The 15,343-nt window shown below is 68.5% G+C and carries 15 protein-coding genes and 1 pseudogene; 10 read left to right on the top strand and 6 right to left on the bottom strand.

The window, feature by feature from the left end; translation table 11 throughout:
* The 3 genes from hpnH (at position 1) to L3Q65_RS06020 (ending at position 4,072) form a co-directional block, all read left to right on the top strand.
* Positions 1 to 1,002, top strand: a complete 1,002-nt coding sequence (hpnH, locus tag L3Q65_RS06030; RefSeq protein WP_009076658.1) for an adenosyl-hopene transferase HpnH — start codon at positions 1 to 3, stop codon at positions 1,000 to 1,002.
* A 249-nt stretch (positions 1,003 to 1,251) separates the two neighbouring features.
* Entirely contained in the window at positions 1,252 to 2,277 is a 1,026-nt protein-coding gene (locus L3Q65_RS06025) for a phenylalanine--tRNA ligase subunit alpha (RefSeq protein ID WP_220507319.1), read from the top strand.
* A gap of 13 nt (positions 2,278 to 2,290) precedes the next feature.
* Positions 2,291 to 4,072 carry a hypothetical protein gene (locus L3Q65_RS06020; RefSeq protein WP_182891957.1) on the top strand — a complete coding sequence of 594 codons (1,782 nt, stop codon included), beginning with the start codon at positions 2,291 to 2,293 and terminating at the stop codon, positions 4,070 to 4,072.
* 3 nt (positions 4,073 to 4,075) lie between these two features.
* Here L3Q65_RS06020 and L3Q65_RS06015 read toward each other — a convergent pair whose 3' ends face one another.
* Positions 4,076 to 4,498 carry a PPOX class F420-dependent oxidoreductase gene (locus L3Q65_RS06015; RefSeq protein WP_237598986.1) on the bottom strand — a complete coding sequence of 141 codons (423 nt, stop codon included), beginning with the start codon at positions 4,496 to 4,498 and terminating at the stop codon, positions 4,076 to 4,078.
* Positions 4,495 to 5,706 carry an MFS transporter gene (locus L3Q65_RS06010; RefSeq protein WP_370648175.1) on the bottom strand — a complete coding sequence of 404 codons (1,212 nt, stop codon included), beginning with the start codon at positions 5,704 to 5,706 and terminating at the stop codon, positions 4,495 to 4,497. The genes L3Q65_RS06015 and L3Q65_RS06010 overlap by 4 nt, the downstream gene beginning before the upstream one ends.
* Before the next feature lie 84 nt (positions 5,707 to 5,790).
* Here L3Q65_RS06010 and L3Q65_RS06005 point away from each other — a divergent pair, with 84 nt between their 5' ends.
* Positions 5,791 to 6,723, top strand: coding sequence for a LysR family transcriptional regulator (locus tag L3Q65_RS06005; protein ID WP_182891960.1), 933 nt, complete (start codon positions 5,791 to 5,793; stop codon positions 6,721 to 6,723).
* A gap of 117 nt (positions 6,724 to 6,840) precedes the next feature.
* Here the strand turns inward: L3Q65_RS06005 and L3Q65_RS06000 are convergent, their stop codons facing one another.
* Positions 6,841 to 7,266, bottom strand: coding sequence for an Ohr family peroxiredoxin (locus tag L3Q65_RS06000; protein ID WP_237598984.1), 426 nt, complete (start codon positions 7,264 to 7,266; stop codon positions 6,841 to 6,843).
* Positions 7,267 to 7,551: 285 nt separating this feature from the next.
* Here L3Q65_RS06000 and L3Q65_RS05995 point away from each other — a divergent pair, with 285 nt between their 5' ends.
* The 4 genes and pseudogenes from L3Q65_RS05995 (at position 7,552) to L3Q65_RS05980 (ending at position 11,458) form a co-directional block, all read left to right on the top strand.
* On the top strand, positions 7,552 to 8,121 hold the full coding sequence (locus tag L3Q65_RS05995) for an ABATE domain-containing protein (RefSeq protein ID WP_182891962.1): 570 nt from the start codon (positions 7,552 to 7,554) through the stop codon (positions 8,119 to 8,121).
* Between the two features lie 94 nt (positions 8,122 to 8,215).
* A pseudogene (locus L3Q65_RS47560) lies at positions 8,216 to 8,782 on the top strand (aldo/keto reductase); the annotation flags it as partial.
* Between the two features lie 796 nt (positions 8,783 to 9,578).
* Positions 9,579 to 10,097, top strand: a complete 519-nt coding sequence (locus L3Q65_RS05985) for a lytic polysaccharide monooxygenase auxiliary activity family 9 protein (protein ID WP_182891963.1) — start codon at positions 9,579 to 9,581, stop codon at positions 10,095 to 10,097.
* 188 nt (positions 10,098 to 10,285) lie between these two features.
* Positions 10,286 to 11,458, top strand: a complete 1,173-nt coding sequence (locus L3Q65_RS05980) for a glycoside hydrolase family 64 protein (RefSeq protein WP_182891964.1) — start codon at positions 10,286 to 10,288, stop codon at positions 11,456 to 11,458.
* A 79-nt stretch (positions 11,459 to 11,537) separates the two neighbouring features.
* On the opposite strand, the gene L3Q65_RS47305 is transcribed toward L3Q65_RS05980, so the two are convergent.
* Both L3Q65_RS47305 and L3Q65_RS05975 read right to left on the bottom strand, forming a co-directional pair.
* Complete coding sequence (locus tag L3Q65_RS47305) at positions 11,538 to 11,669, bottom strand: hypothetical protein (protein WP_255751339.1); 132 nt, start codon at positions 11,667 to 11,669, stop codon at positions 11,538 to 11,540.
* Positions 11,666 to 12,301 (bottom strand): TetR/AcrR family transcriptional regulator, encoded by a 636-nt coding sequence (locus L3Q65_RS05975; RefSeq protein ID WP_182891965.1) that lies wholly within the window; start codon positions 12,299 to 12,301, stop codon positions 11,666 to 11,668. The genes L3Q65_RS47305 and L3Q65_RS05975 overlap by 4 nt, the downstream gene beginning before the upstream one ends.
* Positions 12,302 to 12,381: 80 nt before the next feature.
* On the opposite strand from L3Q65_RS05975, the gene L3Q65_RS05970 reads away from it, so the two are divergent.
* The gene (locus tag L3Q65_RS05970; protein ID WP_237598983.1) at positions 12,382 to 13,275 is read left to right on the top strand and encodes an NAD(P)H-binding protein; all 894 of its coding nucleotides are present in this window, start codon (positions 12,382 to 12,384) and stop codon (positions 13,273 to 13,275) included.
* Between the two features lie 278 nt (positions 13,276 to 13,553).
* On the opposite strand, the gene L3Q65_RS05965 is transcribed toward L3Q65_RS05970, so the two are convergent.
* Positions 13,554 to 14,291 carry a TetR family transcriptional regulator gene (locus L3Q65_RS05965; protein WP_182891967.1) on the bottom strand — a complete coding sequence of 246 codons (738 nt, stop codon included), beginning with the start codon at positions 14,289 to 14,291 and terminating at the stop codon, positions 13,554 to 13,556.
* An 86-nt stretch (positions 14,292 to 14,377) separates the two neighbouring features.
* Between L3Q65_RS05965 and L3Q65_RS05960 the strand changes: the two genes are divergently transcribed.
* Positions 14,378 to 14,833, top strand: a complete 456-nt coding sequence (locus tag L3Q65_RS05960; RefSeq protein WP_182891968.1) for a hypothetical protein — start codon at positions 14,378 to 14,380, stop codon at positions 14,831 to 14,833.
* Positions 14,834 to 15,343: the final 510 nt, after the last annotated feature.

Raw genomic sequence — 15,343 nt, 5'->3', positions numbered from 1 at the left:
ATGGCCATGCCGTTGCGCCAGTCTCTTCGGCTGGGCGGTTATCTGATGAAGCAGAAGCTGCTGCGCAAGGAGAAGTTCCCGCTCCTGGTCGAGCTGGAACCGCTCTTCGCGTGCAATCTCAAATGCGGCGGATGCGGCAAGATCGCGCAGCCGCACACCCTGCTGAAACAGCGGATGCCGGTGGAGCAGGCGGTCGGGGCGATCGAGGAGAGCGGCGCGCCGATGGTGTCGATCGCGGGCGGCGAACCGCTGATGCACCCGCAGATCGACGAGATCACCCGGCAGCTGCTCGCCCGCAACAAGATCATTTTTCTCTGCACCAACGCGCTGCTGCTGCCCAAGCACATCCACAAGTTCAAGCCGCACCGCAATTTCGCGTGGATGGTGCACATCGACGGCCTCGAAGAACGGCACGACGCGTCGGTGCGCAAGGAGGGCGGTTTCCAGGCGGCGGTCGACGCGATCAAGCTCGCCAAGGAAAAGGGCTTCCGCGTCATGACGAACACGACGTTCTTCACCGGGGACACCCCGCAGGACGTCATCGACGTGCTCGACTACCTCAACGACCTCGGCGTCGACAACATGCAGATCTCGCCGGGATACGCGTACGAGAAGGCGCCGGACCAGGACCACTGGCTCGGCGTGCAGCAGACCCGCGAACTGTTCGCCAAGGCCTTCGGCGGCGGCAACCGGAAACGCTGGCGGCTCAACCATTCGCCGGTGTTCCTCGATTTCCTCGAGGGCAAACGCGACCTGGAATGCACGCCGTGGGGCATCCCGTCGTATTCGCTGCTCGGCTGGCAGCGCCCGTGCTACCTGCTGGACGACGGCTACGCGAAGACCTACCGGGAGCTCATCGAAACCACCGAATGGGAGAACTTCGGCCGCGGCAAGGACCCGCGCTGCTCGAACTGCATGGCGCACTGCGGCTACGAACCCACCGCGGTGATCGCCACTCTCGGCTCGCTCAAGGAGTCCGTCCGGGCCGCCGTCGGCCACTGACCCGCCTGCCGTGCGGGGAACCCTGCGGGACTCTGATTCCCTGAGGGTTCCCCGCACGTCCGCACAACGGGTTTGCTCAGCGCGAGCGGGGCGTGCCATGATGGGCGCATGCGTGCGCAGCGATTTCTTCGCCCCCGGGGAGTGCCCGGGGGCTGCGCGTGCGCGCCGGGTTCCGCCCGCTGACGTCCGCGTGTTCCCGCACTGCCCGGGGGTGAAGTCCAGCACTTCACGACCCGAAGCGAGGAACCCGTGGACCCTCTCGAACCCGCCTCGGCGCTGCGCCGGATCGCCGCGCTGACCGAGGCCGCACTCGCCGATCTCGCCCAGGCCAGCACGCCCGCCGCTGTCGCTGACGTGCGCCGTTCCGTGCTCGGCAAGTCCAGCCCGCTCGCCGCCGTCCGCCGCGACCTCGGCCGCTGCGACCCGGCCTGCCGAAAACAGCTCGGCCTCGCGCTTTCCAAGGCACACCAGCGCATTACCGCCGCGCTGGAGGAAAAACGCGCCGCGGAAACCGCACTGGACCGCCCGCTCGACCCGACCGTGCCCGGCCTTCCGCCGCCGACCGCCGGACTGCACCCGGTCACCCAGCTGAGATACGACCTCGACGACGCCTTCCGCGCGCTCAACTTCGCGGTCGTCGAGAGCCCGGAAATCAGCTCCGCGGAAATGGAATTCGACCGGCTGAACTTCCCCGCCGACCATCCGGCGCGGACGAGCATGGACACCTACTGGCTGGCCGACGGCCGCTGCCTGCGTCCGCACCTGACCGGCACGAGCGTCCGGTACCTGAGCACGCACGAACCACCGATCCGGATCGCCTACCCGGGACGCGTTTACCGCAACGAAAGCACCGACGCCCGGCACGAACGCGCGTTCTTCCAGTACGAGGTGCTGGTGGTCGACGAGAACATCCCGCTCGCCAGCGCCCGGTTCCTCGTCGACACCATCCTCGGCACGGTGTTCGGCGAACCGGTGCGAACGCGGATGCGCGCCGGGTACTTCCCCTTCGTAGAACCAGGTTTCGAGATCGACATGGTCTGCCAGGTGTGCTCGGGCCGCGGCTGCCGCATCTGCGGACGGACCGGCTGGCTCGAGGTGATGCCCGGCGGCAGCCCGCATCCGCACGTGCTGAGCGCCGCCGGACTCGACCCGGCGCGATGGTCCGGCTGCTACCTGAACGCCGGCCTGGACCGGCTGGCGATGATGCGCTACGGCATCGACGACGTCCGGCTGATGCACAGCGCCGACCTGCGCTTCCTCTCCCAATTCTCCTGAAAGGCCCGCTGCCGTGAAGATTTCCCGGGACTGGCTCGCCGACTACGTGCCCCTGCCCCGCTGTCCGCCGGACCAGCTGGCGCACGAGCTGACCTTGAAGACCGTCGAAGTCGAGGGGTACGACCTCGTCGACGACGACGTTGTTTTCGAGGTCGACAACAAATCGCTCACCAATCGCCCCGATCTGTGGGGACACTACGGAATCGCGCGCGAGCTGTCCGTCCTCTATGGACTCCCGCTGGCTCCGCTTCCCCGTATCGCGCGGCCGCCGGGCACTACCGGCCTCGCACTGGCCGACCCCGCTCGGCATCAGCGGATGCTGGCTCTGCAGTGCACAGTGGACAGTTCCGTGCCGGCGCCGGCCTTCATTCGCGACCGGCTCCGGCGAATCGGCCAACCGGTCCAGGACTTGTGCGCCGACCTGAGCGCTTACGTGATGTTCGCCGTCGGACAACCAAGCGACGTCCGTGCCTCGGGCGACTCGCTCGTGCTGGAGATACCGACGCTGATCCCCAGCCACGCCCGGCGCAGCGCCCGGACCGAAGCTTCAGTGCGCCAAGAAAAAGGCTTGGACACTCAACGCGCCGACGAAGCCGCCGGCCTGTTCCTCCGCCTCCTGACCGAGGCGGATCCCTCAGCCGCGGCGCTCGGAGCGGAAGACATCGTCCTCGCCGCCACCCAACGCGCCGAGATCGAGATCACCCTCGGGGAAATCGAACGCCGGATCGGCCTCCCGCTGCCCCCGGACGAAATCCTGCGCATCCTCCGCGCCCTCGGCTGCACCGCCGAGGTCGTCGGAGAGCTGCTGCGGGTCGTCGCTCCGTCGTGGCGTTCCACCGGTGATCTCTCGCTGCCCGTGGACATCGTCGAGGAGCTGGCCCGCATCCACGGCTTCGACGCACTGCCCGCGCCGCGGCCCGTCGTGCGACTGGCCCCGCCCCCTCGGCTCCCCTTGAGCCGCCAGGTCCGGGAGGTGCTGGCGGCGCGCGGCGGGGCAACGGAAGTGCTGACCTACCCGTGGTCCGCCGACCATCTGCTCGCCGCGTGCGGCCTCGACCCCGCTCTCGCCATCGCCCGTCCGCCGGCCCCGGATCGCGCCCGGCTGCGCCCGTCGCTGATCCCGAACCTGCTCGAAGCCGCGGCCGCCAACCTGCGCTGCCACGACGAGTTCAGCCTCTTCGAGGTCGGCACCGTCTTCGCCGCGGGCGAGCGGACGTCCGCCGGGATCCTGCTCGCCGGACCGGACGGGGCCGGCCTGTTCCGCCGGGCCAAGGGGCTGGTCGACGTGCTCCGCCGGTACTGCCGTCTCACCGCACTGGACCTGTCCGGTGTCCCCGGCCTGGCCTGGACCGACCCGTCGGCCCGGCTCGCGATCCGCCCGGCCGGGGCACTGGCGCTGGTCCGGCCGCCGGTGCTCCGGGCGGCGGGCATCGAGCGGGGCGCGATCGCCTGCGTCGAACTGGACCTCGACGCGCTGCGGACGCACCCGTCCCGCCAGAACCGCTACACCCCCGTCGGCGACCTGCCCGAATCGGACTTCGACCTGTCCGTCCTCGCGGCCGACACCGTGCCGTGGTCGCTGGTCGCCGACACCGCGACCCAGGCCCACGCCTTGGTGCAGCGGGTGGCGTACGTCGGCGAGTACCGCGGTTCGAGAATTCCGCCAGGCCACCGTTCGCTCACCTTGCGAGTCACCCTCCGCCCGAGGTCCGCGACGCTGACCGCGGGCGAAATCGCCACAGCCCGCTCCGAAGTGCTGACTGCGCTAGAGCGGGCGGGGGCGCGGTTGCGGTGAGGCTCAGCCGAGACCAGATTGGGCGATGACGTGCGCGATGCTGATCCGCACCGCGGCGAATCCGCCGTGGACGAACGATTCCGCGAGGTCCGCTGCGGACTGACCGGGGTAGTAACGATCGGCGATCCCCGCCGCGACCCTCCTGATCTGGTCCGGCTCGGCGGAAATCCGGGCCCGTCCTTCGACGGTCACGAAGCTGTACGGCTGCCGCTCGTCACTGACGCAAACCGCGACACGTCCGTCCCGGGCAAGGCTTTTGCCTTTGACGCTTCCCGGCGACAACGCGAAGGCAAGTTCATCACCGTCGAGAAGGAAACAGATCGGCGTGACGTGCGGACGCCCGTCGGCGCGAGTGAGAGCCAAGTGGGCAAGCCTCGTTCCCTCGGCAAGGAAAGCGCGCCATTCGTTGTTGGTCATGGTGGTCATTGGTTGATCCCCTTCTCGGTGTATTGGCCGTCCTGCCGCTCACGAAGATGTCCAGCGACGGCTTGCTGTGCAAGGAAAAGCAGAATTCCAGCGGCGAAAGCCACTAGGCCAAGCCAAGTTCGGCCAGCGCGCTCCAGCAACGCCGTACCGAGCACCGGGCCGAGGACCGCGCCGAGACTCCACGCACTCGACGCCACGCCCAGGTACCCGCTGCGCAGTTCAGGCGGCGCGAGAGCAGCGAACGTCGCACCGAACTGGACCGCCAACCCGATCTGTCCGAGGCTGAGAACGAGAACCGCGACGGCATAGCCGACAATGCCCTGTGACACGGCGGCGAGACCGCCGCCAACGCCAGCCAGCAACATCGAGGCAGCAAGCACCGTCGCCCGGTCGCGATTCGCCAACACTGCGACAGCCAACGGTTGCAGGACAACGATGGCGAACCCGTTGAGCGCAAGCACGCCACCGTACGTTGCGGAACTGAACTGCTGCGCAGTCATCAACAACGGCAGCGTGGCGAACGCCTGCATCAGCAACGTGAAGCAACCGGCGTGGATCAGCGTCATAGTGCGCATCAAACGATCTGCTCGCAACGCTGGCAGCAGCGCGCGTCGCTGGCGGCTCGTTCCTGGATGGGTCTCCGGCACCGCGGCCACCACGATCAACGCCGCGAGCAGCATCGCGACCGCGTTCAACCAGAACAGCAGCCCGTAGCCGCGACTTGCCAACACTCCGGAAACCGTTGCCGCAACGGCATATCCGAGATTCGCCGCCCAATAGAGCAGGCTGTACGCCCGCACTCGCTCGTCCGGCGGAAGATCCGCCACCGCCGCCGATCCCGCCGGCCGGAAGAGCCCCGCAGCGAGACCGTAACCCACTGCCGTTGCCCAGATGACCGGCGTCACCGCAGCGGATCCCAACGCGGCCAACGCGATCGCCGTCCCAAGGAACCCGAGCAGCATCGTCTTCCGCCGCCCGATCCGGTCCCCGAGCCAGCCTCCGAGCAGTTGCGACCCGAAGTCGCCGATGCCCACCGCCGCCACCACTGCCCCCGCCGCCGTCGGGTACATCTGTTGTTCCTGCGTCAGGTACAGCACCAGCATCGGCTGCACGAACGCGCCGCCGCGAGCGACGAGGTGACATGCCCCGAGCGCCCACGGCAGCCTGCGAGCGGGAGTTCTCCCGGCGGTGATCGTCGCGACTGTCATGGCAATGACGCTAAGAGCGCCGCGAGATTAAGAAAAGCGATTGTTTACGATCGAATCCATCGCGATCAGTAATATACTGCGCTCATGGCCGACCTCGACCTGCGGCAGCTGACGACGATGCTCGCGATCGCCGAAGAAGGAACGTTCTCCCGGGCAGCGACGAGGCTGGGCTACACGCAATCGAGCGTGAGCCAGCACATCGCGGCCTTGGAACGCTCCGTCGGCGGCGCGGTCTTCGACCGGCCGGGCGGCCCGCGCCCCGTGCGGATCACTCCCCTCGGTGCCGTCGTGCTCGAACACGGCCGGGAGGTACTGGCGAAAGCCGAAGCGCTGGGCCAGGCAGTCGACCGGTTCAAAGCCGGTGAAGGCCGCATCGACGTCGGCACCCTGCAAAGCGTCTCGCACGCGATCCTGCCGACCGTGCTGCGTCTGCTCCGCGAGGAACACCCCCGCTGCGAGATCCGGCTCTCCGAACCCGACGAGCCTCGGCTGGGCGAACTCGACCTGCTGTTCCACGACGGCCTGATCAGCGACGACACGGAGCATGTCCGGCTGATGCAAGACCCCTACCTGGCCGTCGCCCCGCCCGGCGCCCTGCCGGCGGGCCCGGTGCCCGCCCGCGAACTGGACGGCAAGGCGATGGTGGCCTGGCCGTCAACCTTCGACCAGCCCCGCCTCGAACAATCCCTCGCGGACGCCGGAGCCCGCCCGCGCATCGTGTTCCGCTCCGCGGGCAGCGAAACGATCCTGTCGATGGTGCGCGCCGGAATGGGCCTCGCGGTCCTGCCCTGGCTGGCGATCCACCAGGTCGTCTGCCGCGACTGCGGCGCGATCCACGGACCGGAGGGATGGCCGGATCTGCAGGTCCACGACCTCGACCCGGCCCCGGCGCGCTCGATCTGCCTCCACTGGCCGCGCGGCCGGGCCGCCGAGTCCCCTCTCGTGGCGCGGACCGTCGAGGTGGCTGTCGAAGTGGCGCGGGAACTGGCGCAGCAGGCCCCGCCCGCTCTGCCCTGACCAGCGCACCAGCCGCCCGCCGACCCGGCCGTGGCCCGCGGCGGCGGGCAGCACCGAAATCCCGCGCGATCCCGCCGGGTCGAGGGCACCCATCACCCCCTCGACCACCCGATCGGATCAGGCGACCGTCGCGTCCACCGTGACCTCGATGCTCCCGCCGAGCGCCTTCGAATACGGGCAGTTCTGGTGCGCGGCCGCGGCCAGGGCGTCCGCGGTCTCCTGATCGATCCCCGTCAACTCCAGGTGCAGCGCGGCGCTGAGCCAGAAGTTCGCCTCGTCGTGGTGCAGCGTCACATCCGCGACCACCGCCAGGTCGGCCAGTTTCACCTTCCGCTGCGCCGCCGCGATCCGCACCGCGCCCATGAAGCACGACGACCACCCGGCCGCGAGCAACTGCTCCGGGTTCGTCGCCCCGCCGTTGCCGCCCAGTTCCTTCGGGATGGCGAAGTTCAGGTCGAGCGCACCGTCGGACGAAACCGCGCGTCCCCCGTTGCGGCCTTCGCCGGTAGTGGTGACGACGGCGGTGTAAGTGGTTTCAGACATGACTTTCCTTTCCGGAAATTTTCAGAATCCGCTGAGGACGGTGCCGGTCAGCGCCGCCAGTGCGCCGAGAACATCGCGGAACACCATCGTGATCGCGTCCATGGGACTTGGCCTTTCGGCAGGCGACCGGGCCGCTGTCCTCCGGTCTCGGCGACGAGAGAACCTTCGCACGCACATTCGTCACCAGTCAAGGAGGTTACGTATTTATGTGATCCGCTACTCATAACCCGCTAGGCCGGTTAGAGTTCCTTGCGTTGCGATTCATCACCTGTCAGACTGGTGCGCATGGAGCACGCCTTCCCTTGCGGAAACCCGGCGCTGGACTTCGTCGGCACGCTGCGGGCCCGCCGCAACGACGAGCCGGCCGAGATGCTGGGGTCGCCGCGCAGCCTGGACGCCTGGTTCCGCGAGTCGGGGGTCACCGGCGCCGATCCGGCGAGCACGGCAGCGGACCTGGCGGGGGCGATCGCGGTCCGGGAGGCGATTTACGCCCTGGTCGCGGCCCGGCTCGTCGGCCACGAGTACGACCCGGAGGCATTGACGCTGCTCAACGAGGCAGCCGCGCAGCCGGACGCGGTCCCGCAGCTGACCCGCACCGGACGGCAAGTCCGGGCGACCGCGGCACAGGCGTTGTCCACCGTGGCCCGGGCCGCGATCACGATCCTGGGCGGACCGGACGCCGATCTGCTGAAGGAATGCGGACGGCCGGAATGCACGCAGGTTTACCTGGACCATTCGCGAGGATCACGACGCGAATGGTGCGCGATGGCCACCTGCGGAAACAAAATGAAGGCAGCGGCTTACCGGGCACGACGGCGAGGAAATCCGCCGCTGACCCCTTCCCGGCAATCCTGAGCGTTCAGCGAGCGAACAAGCGGTTCAGCGCCGTCCGGCTGTCGTCGGCGGCGGCAACTTCGCGGACACCGCGCCGGCCTGCGCCGACGGCACCGCCGAGCGCCTGCTCGGCAAGGTCGCCCGCCCCGCCGCGAAAGCCTTGTCCTCGCGTCGAAATACACGAACCTGCGCCGTCCCGGCGACCCGAACTCCGGCGGGCCGCACCGCGAAAGGCTGTTCGCCTCGGCGGACGCCAGCCTGCGGGCCGCTGAACACGGACTATCTCGACCTGCGCGTCTGGGATTTCACGACGCCGGTCGAGGAGATCCCGCGCGGGATGGACAGCCTCGCCCGGCAGGGCAAAATCCACTACGTCGCGATGTCCAGCGCCCCGGCCTGGCAGATCTCGTGCATGCAAGCCATCGCCGACCTGTGCGGATGGGCGCCGCAGGCCGCGTTGCAGGCCGAGCACGACCTCGTCGAGTGCACCGGCGAACGCGATCCGCCCCCGATCGGCCGCGAGATGGGCCTCGGCATGGTCCCCTGCTCTCCGCTGGCCGGCGGCGTCCTGACCGGCAAGTACACCCGAGCCGACCTGACCGCGGCCGGGCCCGCCCCCGGCAAGAGCGCCCGCAAGTGCTTCAACCTCGCCCTCGGCGCGGTCACCGAACGCAATCCCGGCATCGCCGAGATTCTGGCCGGCGTCGCCAGGGAAATCGGCTGCACTCCTGCCCAAGCCGGACTCGCCCGGGTGCCGCGAAACCCCGCCGATCGTCGGGGCCCGCACGCCGGAGCAACTGGAAGACGATCTGGCCGCGCTGAGCGTCGAGTTCGCCGACCCGCACCTGGCCCGGCTCGCCGCGGCCAGCACGATCCAGCTCGGCATCCCGCACGGCCTGCTCGCCAGCGACCGCATCCGCACGGCGGCCCGGGGCGATCCAGCCATCGAGGACCGCCGCTGACCGTCCGGCCGCTGCCGGCTGCGCGAAATAGCGCGGCCGGCACTGCGAAAGCGCGAACACCCGAACCGTCCAGTTCAGCATTTCCGATCGAATCCGTTCAACCCTCCGGAAGTCGGGGATTTCGGAGACCGGGCAGAATCGCTGCACCAGACCACCCGGACCGGCCGCATTCCGTGCGCCCGCGCAGCTTCTCACCGTCCACTATAGACAGTCCAGAGCAGACGAAATCACGCTGGGCGACCCTGATCCGCGCCGGGCCACCCGTCCGGCGCAATCCAAGGAAGCTGTCCGGCAAGCACCACAAGCGACAGTGGTCTTGTGTGACAACGTTGACGGATAACCCCGCCCCCGCCTTTCTTTGCCAGCTGTTGACCTTTCCCGAATCTCGGGCGTATGGTCTAGACCAAGAAGCCCACCCCCTTCGCTCACCCCCCGTGCGGGCCGGCTCCCGGAAAGCCGGTGCGTCGCTTTGTCGTACCCGCACCGGGAAACGAGCATTCCCCGAAGGAGCTGTCCATGAAAGCGAACCGGAAACTCGTCGCGGCCGCGGTCGGCACGGCGATCGCCCCGGTGCTCGTGCTGATCAGCCCGGCAGGCATCGCCAGCGCGCACGGGTACGTCAACGCGCCGGCGAGCCGGCAGGCCCAATGCGCGCAGGGAGTCGTTCCCTGCGGGCAGATCAAGTGGGAACCGCAGAGCGTCGAAGGACCGAAGGGGCTGCACAGCTGCAGCGGCGGCAACGCCCAGTTCGCCGAGCTGAACGACAACAACAAGGGCTGGAAGGCGACCTCGGTCGGCTCTTCGGTGGCCTTCACCTGGAAGTTCACCGCCCGGCACCGCACGTCCAACTACGAGTACTGGATCGGCAACGACAAGATCGCCACCGTGGACGGCGGCGGCCAGCAGCCCCCGGCGACGGTCACCCACAACGTGAACCTCAAGGGGCACACCGGAAGGCAGACGGTGCTCGCCGTCTGGAACATCGCGGACACCGCGAACGCCTTCTACGCCTGCATCGACCTGCAAGTGAGCTGACCCGGGAAGTCCGCACCAGACACTGAGGCACGGGCCGTGGCGGCGGCCCGTGCCTCAGCGCGCGTCCAGGGCATCAGCCGGAAATGACAAAACCAGCCAATTTCCCCCGCATTCGTTGACCCGCTTTCCCGGCCGTGACTAGCGTGCCGGTCACCGGAAAAGGGCACGACTCCAGGAGGCGGTTTTCCTTGATTTCCCGGCGGGCATTCCTCGGCGCATCCGCGGCAGCCGCGACATTTCCACTCTGGAACTCCGCGTTCGCCTCCGCGACCACCCCCGATACCGCGAAGGTCGCTTTCGACGACAAGTCCGGGGCAGGCCAGACCTACGCGTACATCACCGGAACGACGCTGGACAACCGGCTCGTCATCCTGAAAGCCGACGGCACGCCTTACTATCCGCCGTCCCCCGGCAGCGACCACACGCCGCTCGGCGAGGACTGCGCGATCCCGCTGAAGTCGCTTTCCCAGGTCACCGTCCCGAAAATGTACGCGGCCCGGATCTATGTCGCGCTCGACAGCAAACTGGACTTTTTCGTCAACAAGGGCCCGGCGCTGGTGCACCCGAGCTTCCTCGCCGCCGACGACCCGAACTACAACCGGAACTGGTCGTTCTGCGAATTCACCTTCAACAACGACGTGCTCTTCGCCAACATCAGCTACGTCGACTTCGTCGCGATCCCGATCGGCCTGCACCTCACCACGACCGGCTCCGGCGACCAGACCGTGCCAGGACTGCCCGCGCGCTCGCTGGACCCGATCTGCGACGCCCTCAACGCCCAGGGCGGCAAATGGGGCACGCTCATCGAAACCGGGGGCGACGGAAAGCCGCTGCGCGCACTGTCCGCGCATTACCGCGCCGACCAATTCGGCGGATACCTCGACGGCTACATCGACGAGGTGTGGAAGAAATACGCCGGCGAGACACTCACCGTCGACACCCAGGTGCCCGGCCTCGGCGCGTTCACCGGCCAGGTCGGCGCGGACGGCGTGCTCGCCTTCAACAACGGCGAACGCTTCGGCAAGCCCGCCACACCGGACGTATGGAGCTGCGACAGCGGACCGTTCGCCATCAAACAAGGCGACAGCGACGCCCGCAAGGCGATCATCCCCCGGCTGGCAGCGGCATTGAACCGCACCACCCTGCGCGACAATCCGAAACAGCCGACCGGCGAGGACCCGGCGAAGTTCTACCAGAACCCGGAAACCAACCACTACGCGCGAATCGTGCACAGCAAACTGCCGGACAACCGCGGATACGCCTTCCCGTACGACGACGTCTCCCCCGGCCCCGATTTCAGCGGCGCGGTCCAGGCAGGCGACCCGGACACGCTCACCATCACGGTAAACGCCTTGCGCTGAGCCAACGACGTGCCGCGGTCCATTTCGGACCGCGGCACTGTCATGCGGTGAGATCGCCTTCCCGTTCGTTCTTCGCCGCCTAGAAAGCCAGCTTCTCCTCGTCCGCTTCCACCCCAAGTCCCGGCCCGGCCGGCACCGACGACGCGGCATTGGGATCGACCCGCAACCCGACCTTCGGCAACGCGCTCCCCAGCTCCCGCGCGATCTTCATGCCCGCGGCCGCAACGCCGCCGAAACAACCAGCCGAATCGGTTCCAGGTCAACGTTTTCCACCACCGCGTCAGCCCCCGGCATTTCCTCGATCGCCGGTTCAGCGTTCAGCAACACCCGAAACACCCGCGGCAACACCGTCCGCCCGACGAGATCCTCCGCGAGCGCAGCCGCCTCCGAATTGTCCATTGTGTACTGCGCGGCCAGATACCCGGCGAGCCGCGTGTACATCACCGCGAACATCGCGTCGTAGTACGCCTTCGCGCTGTCCGGCAACCGTTCGGCAGCCGAGATGCAGAGCCGGCACGTCCGCGCCTGCGACTCCCAGGTCAGCAACTGCTGGAACCGCCCGCAGTACAGCGCGACCGCCTCGACCGGGTCGTCCGCGTACGCGTCCGGGGTCATCAGCTTGCCGAGGTACAGCTCGCGGACCAGGTCGAGCACCGCGAGGAACAGCTTGTCCTTGCTCTCGAAGTGCGCGTACAGCGACCGCTTGGACGTCCCCGCGCTGGCCGCGACCGCATCCATCGACGCCCGCTCGAAGCCGGTTTCGAGGAACACGTTCTTCGCCGCCAGCAGGATGTGGTTGCGCAGCTCCGCACCCCTCAGCTGCGAACCGCCTTCACGCGCCATCCTTGCCTCCGCCAAAAGTAAACGGTACGGTGGAGTTTACTTCCTGCTCCACCTCTGCGACAGTCTCCTGGAGTGCCCGCATGATCGTCGTCACCGCCCCCACCGGGAACATCGGCAGCCGCGTCCTCGCCGAGATCGCCGACGGTGCGCGTCCCGTCCGCGCGATCGTCCGCGACCCCGCGAAAATACCCGCTGACCTGCGTGAACGCGTCGACATCCACGTTGGTTCACACAGCGATCCCGAAGTACTAGCCCGCGCCTTCGACGGCGCCGACACCGTCTTCTGGCTAGTCCCGCCCGACCGGCGAGCCGCGAGCGTCGACGAGGCCTACTCCGGTTTCGCCCGCCCCGCCGTCGACGCAATCCGCACCCACGGCGTCCGCCGGGTGGTGTCAGTCAGCGCCCTCGGCCGCGGCACCGCGTCCGCGGAACGAGCCGGACACGTGACCGCCACCCTGGCGATGGACGACCTCATCGCCGACACCGGCGTCGCCTTCCGCGCACTGGCAAATCCGACCTTTATGGACAATCTGCTGCGCCAAACCTCGGCGATCAAAGAACAAGGCACTTTCTACGACGTCCTGCCCCCCGATTACGCCGCCCCGACCGCCTGCACGCGCGACATCGCCGCGGTCACTTCCCGGCTGCTGCTCGATCCATTGTGGACCGGCCGGGAGGAGGTCCCCGTGCTCGGACCGGAAGATCTGTCGCCCGACCAGGAAGCTGAGATGCTGAGCGAGGTGCTGGGGATTTCGGTCAAGTATCAGCAAATCCCGGTCTCCGCACTCGGCGAACAGGTGCTCGCACACGGCCACTCCGAGGCGATGGCACAGTCCATGATGGACATGGCGACCGCGAAGCTGAACCATCTGGACGAGGGCGTGGTCCGCACTCCGCAGAATGCCGTGGAAACGCCGACGACTTTCCGGCAGTGGTGCGAAGAAGTCCTCAAGCCCGCGGTGGACAAGGCCTGATTCTCCTATCGCTCGCTGCGCGCCAGCCCGGCCAGGACGCGGTCCCAGCCCAGATCGGGGTCAGCACGCCCCCGTGCGATGCTTCGTCGACCGTGGTCGGCAACGCAGGCGCAGTACGGCGATTTGATCAACGACAGCGGCGGCCATCCGCATCTGAGCGCCGGTGCGAGCCTGACTCGAATCGCGCCACTGGCGGTCGGCAACGCGCCTCCCCCGCGCCCGCCGCACTTCACCTTCAATGGCACTCAGTGCACTTCACTTGCCGACCGGCAAGCATCTCACCGGGGATCGGCGTCGCGCAGCGCGGCGCCGATCCGGGTCACCACCTCGTGCAACGGTGTCGCGGTGCTGAGCACCGCCACCACCGTGCCCGGCTCCGCTTCGGCGGGGGACTTCCCGCCGGACGTCCGGAAAGCGTCCGCGACCAGGGTGAACGCCTCCGTCGCCGCAGCCTCGATGTCGTCCCGGCCGCCGCTGCGCAGCCAGCGCCGCAGGACATGGTTGTTGGCCGCCGCGATCGCCGCCGCGGCCACGGCGGCCCGGAGCGTCGCGGACTCGTCCCCAGCGGCGGCGAAGCGGTCCTGGAGGTAGCGGGCGAGGACGCGCTGGTAACGGTCGACCGTCGCGACTTCCTTGTCCCGCAACGACGGCACCGTGCGCGTGAGGGTGAACCGCTTGAGCGAGACATCCAGCTCCGCGGCATAAGACTCCAGCACGAGCGACACCGCCGCGGTCGCCACCTCGATCGGGTCGCGCGCCGGGTCGGCGGTCTCGAAGACCTGCTCCATCTCGGCGACGATCTCGTCGTGATTGGCGAAGAGGACGTCGTCCTTGCTGTCGAAATACCGGAAGAACGTGCGCCGCCCGACGCCCGCCGCCGCGGCGATGTCGTCGATGGTCGTCGCCTCGTACCCGTTGGCGGCGAAGAGATCCACGGCCGCCGTGGCGAGCGCGCGACGCAACTGCCGCCGCCCGGCCGGCGTGGCCCCGACCCGGGTGCGCGGCGTCTCCGTCATTCCCGAACGGTAGCAGCCCGGGTTGCTAGTGGCACTGAGTGCCGTTAGCATGGGCGGGCACCCCATGCGAGCGGAAGGCGTCGACGATGACTCTCGACCAGCAACTGCGGCCCGACCACCACACCGGCCCAGACCCGGCAGACGCGTATTACGGCGGGGTGTTCGGCTGGTCAGTCCGGCGGCAGGGCGCGCGCCTGTTCCTGGCCTTGGAAAACGGCCTGTGCGCAGTCACCCTGCCGAAACTCACCTCAGGCCCGGTGCGCAACCACCTGTCCGCCCTGGGCTGCGAAGGCCCGTCCCTGATCCTCCCCACCCAACACGGTCCGCGCCTGGCCATCCTCGCCGAGACCGACGGCGAACTGCTCCTGCGAGGCAGCCTGCCGGCAGACGTGACCGTCCTGGACAGCGGCGCGCTCCTCCCCCTGCCGACCGGTCAGCAAGCACCCGGCATGGGCCCGGAATGGCTGACCGCGCCGGACCCTAGGCACCGCTGGCTGCCCAGTGTGAGCGCGGTGCTGGCCGGAGTGCGCCAACGCCCCTGACCCGTCCCCGCTCGCATGGATTCTCGTGAGCCACAGAGTCCCCGCCCGTGACGCCTTCCGACACCGATTCCGCGAGGCAGCTGCGCCCCCGGCTGGAGTCCGTGAGGGTTCCCCGCACGGACCCTGACTCCCACACGCCCCGTCCCGCCGCCGCGCTGCGTTGGGTGCGCGGGGTGCAACCAATACCGCATTGGGTGCGTTGCGGCGGTCTGTGAAGGGCTCCTTGAGGGAATCTAAGTCCGTGAAGGGCCCTTCACGGCGTGCGAGAGGGCGTGAGGGATTCCTCAAAGGTGGCCCTCGCGGACGTCGGCGTCGCGCGCCGGGCCTTTCGGCAGAGGCGAGACTCCCGCGCACTGCTGAGAAAGCCCAATGCCACATTGGGCGCATGCGACGCACCCAATGTGGCGTTCGGTGCATCTGACGCACCCAATGCCACATTGGGGCGCTAAACCGCCACCCGCGAACCCCACCGCAACCGGCCACCCAAGCCGCGCCTCACCAACCAAACCG

The sequence above is a fragment of the Amycolatopsis sp. FU40 genome (assembly GCF_021903635.1).
GTDB classification, from domain to species: domain Bacteria; phylum Actinomycetota; class Actinomycetes; order Mycobacteriales; family Pseudonocardiaceae; genus Amycolatopsis; species Amycolatopsis dendrobii.
Note: the sequence above shows the minus strand (reverse complement) of the source record. Positions and strands in the feature narration are given on the sequence as shown.

What these genes read in the sequence shown, in the direction of transcription:
- L3Q65_RS05985 (WP_182891963.1), top strand. Translation starts at nt 9,579, where the DNA reads ATGAAAGCGAACCGGAAACTCGTCGCGGCCGCGGTCGGCACGGCGATC.
- L3Q65_RS05975 (WP_182891965.1), bottom strand. Translation starts at nt 12,301, where the DNA reads ATGGCGCGTGAAGGCGGTTCGCAGCTGAGGGGTGCGGAGCTGCGCAAC.
- hpnH (WP_009076658.1), top strand. Translation starts at nt 1, where the DNA reads ATGGCCATGCCGTTGCGCCAGTCTCTTCGGCTGGGCGGTTATCTGATG.
- L3Q65_RS47305 (WP_255751339.1), bottom strand. Translation starts at nt 11,669, where the DNA reads ATGAAGATCGCGCGGGAGCTGGGGAGCGCGTTGCCGAAGGTCGGGTTG.
- L3Q65_RS05965 (WP_182891967.1), bottom strand. Translation starts at nt 14,291, where the DNA reads ATGACGGAGACGCCGCGCACCCGGGTCGGGGCCACGCCGGCCGGGCGG.
- L3Q65_RS05970 (WP_237598983.1), top strand. Translation starts at nt 12,382, where the DNA reads ATGATCGTCGTCACCGCCCCCACCGGGAACATCGGCAGCCGCGTCCTC.
- L3Q65_RS06015 (WP_237598986.1), bottom strand. Translation starts at nt 4,498, where the DNA reads ATGACCACCATGACCAACAACGAATGGCGCGCTTTCCTTGCCGAGGGA.
- L3Q65_RS06010 (WP_370648175.1), bottom strand. Translation starts at nt 5,706, where the DNA reads ATGACAGTCGCGACGATCACCGCCGGGAGAACTCCCGCTCGCAGGCTG.
- L3Q65_RS06005 (WP_182891960.1), top strand. Translation starts at nt 5,791, where the DNA reads ATGGCCGACCTCGACCTGCGGCAGCTGACGACGATGCTCGCGATCGCC.
- L3Q65_RS05960 (WP_182891968.1), top strand. Translation starts at nt 14,378, where the DNA reads ATGACTCTCGACCAGCAACTGCGGCCCGACCACCACACCGGCCCAGAC.
- L3Q65_RS05995 (WP_182891962.1), top strand. Translation starts at nt 7,552, where the DNA reads ATGGAGCACGCCTTCCCTTGCGGAAACCCGGCGCTGGACTTCGTCGGC.
- L3Q65_RS06000 (WP_237598984.1), bottom strand. Translation starts at nt 7,266, where the DNA reads ATGTCTGAAACCACTTACACCGCCGTCGTCACCACTACCGGCGAAGGC.